Raw genomic sequence first — 3,206 nt, 5'->3', positions numbered from 1 at the left:
ATCCGGTGCTTCCTCCAGGCGTGGTCGTGGCCGGGTGTGGTCGGGTCGGTCCTTCTTCTTCACTGTAAACGACAGCGTGCTGTCTATCAGCGAGCGCTCAAGATCGCCGATACGCTGCGCGGCCAGCGCAGGGACCGGGCGTTGAGTAGCGTTCGGGCGAGACAGACGTCACCGACCGTCGAGGCAGCGCGGAGGCGAAGGCGACTCCGGCTACTGCGGCGATGGCGAGAACGACGAAGAGCGTGGTGGCGGCTGCCTCAGAGGTGGACGCGAGCGGTTCGGCAAGCACGCTCGGGCCGGCGACACTCCCCAGATACTGGCTGGTGAACAGCGCGCCGGTGGCGACTCCCGTCTCGTGGCGACATCGTGGAGGGCACCGACCTGGAAAGGCGGCATGGACAGGCCGACCCCGGCTCCCATCACACCGAGCGCGACGACCAGCAGGGGAAGCGCAAGCCTGGCCGGGTCGAGGAGATCCGGCACACCGGACCGAGGAGGATGAGCACGAGCCCGCCGACTGCGGGCAACCGCAGACCAGCACGGTCGGCCAGCCGGCCTCCGCCCACCGACAGCGGCGAGGACGCCAGCGTCAACGCCCCGAGGACGAGCCCCGCCAGGGCGCCGGCGATCCCGCGGGCGTGTAGGAGCAGCGGCACGGTGAGCAGGGTGATGTAGAAGGCGAGACTGGACAGCGTCAGACCGCCGGCCGCGGCAGCGAAACTGCGCTGGACGAACACGCGCAGCGGCAGCACGGCGTCCGGGTGGCGCGACTCGTAGCGCTGGAACGCCCAAGCGCCCACGCTCAAAGCCAGAACCGTCCCGATCAGGGCGAGGCCTCCAGGTGCGGTGTCCAGCAAGTACGACGGTCCGACCGACGAGGAGGGCGCAGAGCCACGCTGCGCCTGCGAGGTCGAAGCGGCCCGTCGCCAGCGTGCCTGCGGTGGAGGGCACCACCCACCAGTCGAGAACGAACGCGAACAGCGAAATCGGCAGCTTGACGACGAAAATCGCCTGCCAGCCGAGTTCGACGAGGACGCCGCCCAGTACGGGTCCGATCGCTGCGGCGAGGGGGAGTACAGCGCCGAACAGGTCGAATGTGCGGCCCAGCCGATCCGCGGGTGCGGTGCGGCGCAGCAGCGCGAGCCCGGTCGGGGTCAGCAGAGCACCCACGGGGGCTTGGACAACGCGACCTATCACGAGCAACCGGCACACTGGTGATCAGTACCGCCAGCGCGGATGCCAGGAAGAACAGCGCGTGGCCTGCGAGAAGGACCGGCGGGCACCTCACCGGTCGCCGAGCTTGCCCGCGACGTGTTGCAGCGCGGCCATCGCGATCAGGTAAGCGGTGACCAGCCATCCCACCGTAGTCAGGTCGACGTGCAGGCTCGTGGCCATCGGTGGGAGCGCGACTGCGATCATCGTGGAGTTCAGCGGGCCGAGCAGCGCCCCGCACAGGACGACCGCAGTGATCGAACCGCTGCGGACTGCAGGCTGTGTGCTCACCCTGCCGTCTCGGCACGCATTACGGTGCCGGCGGCGCCGTCCACGATCACGCGCTGCCCGCCGGTCGGCACACGGGTGCCGTTGCCGGTGCCCATCACAGCAGGGATGCCGTGTTCACGGGCGACGATCGCGGCGTGCGACGCGGCGCCGCCCGCGTCGACCACGACGGCGCTTGCGAGTGAGAACAGCGGGGTCCAGGTGGGGTTGGTATAGGGGCAGACGAGGACTTCGCCACTGTTCAGACTGGCGAACTCCGACTCGTCACGCACGACCCGGACCGTGCCGACGGCGGTACCGCGGCTCGCGGGGGTACCGCGCACCCGGTCCTCGTTGCCAAGCTGCGCGGCCTCCTTGCCGAGGATCGTATAGCCGGGCAGTGCCTGGCGATGGGCGGTCTTGCGCCGTTCGACGGTCTGGCGCGCGGTGGCTGGGGAGAGGCCGTGGACCTCGTTACGTTCCAGGTAGGCGATCTCGTCGGGGGTATCGATCGCTCCGTCCAGTACCCGAGGTCGGCCGAGCTCGAGCACGACCGGACGGACCACGGCAAGCATGACCGTGAAGCGGTAGTGACTGTCCTCGCGGTAGCCCGCGCCCGTGCGCGCTGCGTCGACCAGCCGCCACACCACCGGGATGAGCAAGCCGGGCCCGTGGGCCGCGCACCCCGGCCAGTTCCGCCTGAGCCTTCTGGAACCGGTCTGCAATCCCGGCACCGCGGGTGGTCTCAGTGCGGGTCAGCCCCTTGATCAGGCTGTGCACCACCTCCGGGGTCTCGCGCAGTGGTGGCAGCCCCACCGTGAAGATCGAGAATTCGCGGAATCCGTACACGCGCAGGAACTGGTCGATGTCGTCGAGCAACGCCCTGCCCGCGCACGAGCCGCGCAGCCGTTCCGCCACGTGCGTGGGTTCCTCGTTGCGGTAGGCGGCGGACAGCTCCGGGGTTGCGCTCACCGTCGTGGCGAGCTGTTCCAGCGCAGCGTTGGCCTCGGTGGTGACGCAGGGGACCGCCGACATCAGGGCATCGCACAGCGAGGCGGCGCGCTCGACACCCACGACTGCGCCGAGCAGGCGCTGGGCCAGCTTTGCGGCGACCATGCCTCGGGGTAAGGCACCGAACCGGGACGGCATGAGTGCGCCCATCGTGTGTACCAATGTCTCGATCCGTGCGAAGAGCTCTTCATCGGAGAGCGATTCGAGGTCCTCGGCATCCACACGCTGGGCGAGCGCCAGCCAGCGTGGCATCCGAGCGTGCCAGCCACGCGCTGGGAGCGGTAGCCAACAGTCCCGCCACCGACAGCGCCGCCCGCGGCAGTGCGACGGCGGCATGCCACCTGGGCCGTACCCCGGCCGGGAGCACGAGCTGGACCACGCCCTCATCGACCTCGGTCAGTACCTCGTCGACCGTGGGAACGGTGAAGCCGGCCCGGCGCACCGCGGCGAGCACCGACTCCAGCACCGGACTGATGAACAGCGACACATCCAGCGGGAACGGCGGAAACGGCATCTTCTCGGCCATCATCTCCGGGTCCGGAGCGAACCGTGGACGTCGGCGTCGTCGTGCGGCCAAGGGTCGGTTCGGTAGTGCGGTGAGTGGACGGGCCTGCACGCACCAGGGCGTGTCATGGCAGGTGTGTAAGCCATGGGTGGGCCAAGATCGACCGCAGTGATCAACACAGCGGTCGGGAAGGACACCCACGTGAGCGAGA

Annotated in this window: 4 protein-coding genes and 1 pseudogene; 1 reads left to right on the top strand and 4 read right to left on the bottom strand. The window is 69.4% G+C overall.

The annotated features are described in order from the left end of the window. Nucleotides 1–419: 419 nt before the first annotated feature. From BM093_RS37760 to BM093_RS34385, 3 genes and pseudogenes are all read right to left on the bottom strand, one after another. Nucleotides 420–806 (bottom strand): MFS transporter, encoded by a 387-nt coding sequence (locus BM093_RS37760; protein ID WP_245773997.1) that lies wholly within the window; start codon nucleotides 804–806, stop codon nucleotides 420–422. Between the two features lie 187 nt (nucleotides 807–993). Further along, a pseudogene (locus BM093_RS37755) lies at nucleotides 994–1,395 on the bottom strand (MFS transporter); the annotation flags it as partial. A gap of 104 nt (nucleotides 1,396–1,499) precedes the next feature. Then, nucleotides 1,500–2,141, bottom strand: coding sequence for a PEP-utilizing enzyme (locus BM093_RS34385; protein ID WP_093357571.1), 642 nt, complete (start codon nucleotides 2,139–2,141; stop codon nucleotides 1,500–1,502). Between BM093_RS34385 and BM093_RS35650 the strand changes: the two genes are divergently transcribed. After that, nucleotides 2,134–2,607, top strand: coding sequence for a hypothetical protein (locus BM093_RS35650; RefSeq protein WP_143105714.1), 474 nt, complete (start codon nucleotides 2,134–2,136; stop codon nucleotides 2,605–2,607). The genes BM093_RS34385 and BM093_RS35650 overlap by 8 nt on opposite strands. Before the next feature lie 70 nt (nucleotides 2,608–2,677). Here BM093_RS35650 and BM093_RS34380 read toward each other — a convergent pair whose 3' ends face one another. Beyond that, a complete protein-coding gene (locus BM093_RS34380; protein ID WP_093357567.1) occupies nucleotides 2,678–3,019 on the bottom strand; it encodes a hypothetical protein in 342 nt (113 codons plus the stop codon). Nucleotides 3,020–3,206 lie beyond the last annotated feature (187 nt).

The organism is Pseudonocardia ammonioxydans (assembly GCF_900115005.1).
Lineage (GTDB): Bacteria > Actinomycetota > Actinomycetes > Mycobacteriales > Pseudonocardiaceae > Pseudonocardia > Pseudonocardia ammonioxydans.
This window is presented reverse-complemented; position numbering and strand designations above follow the sequence as displayed.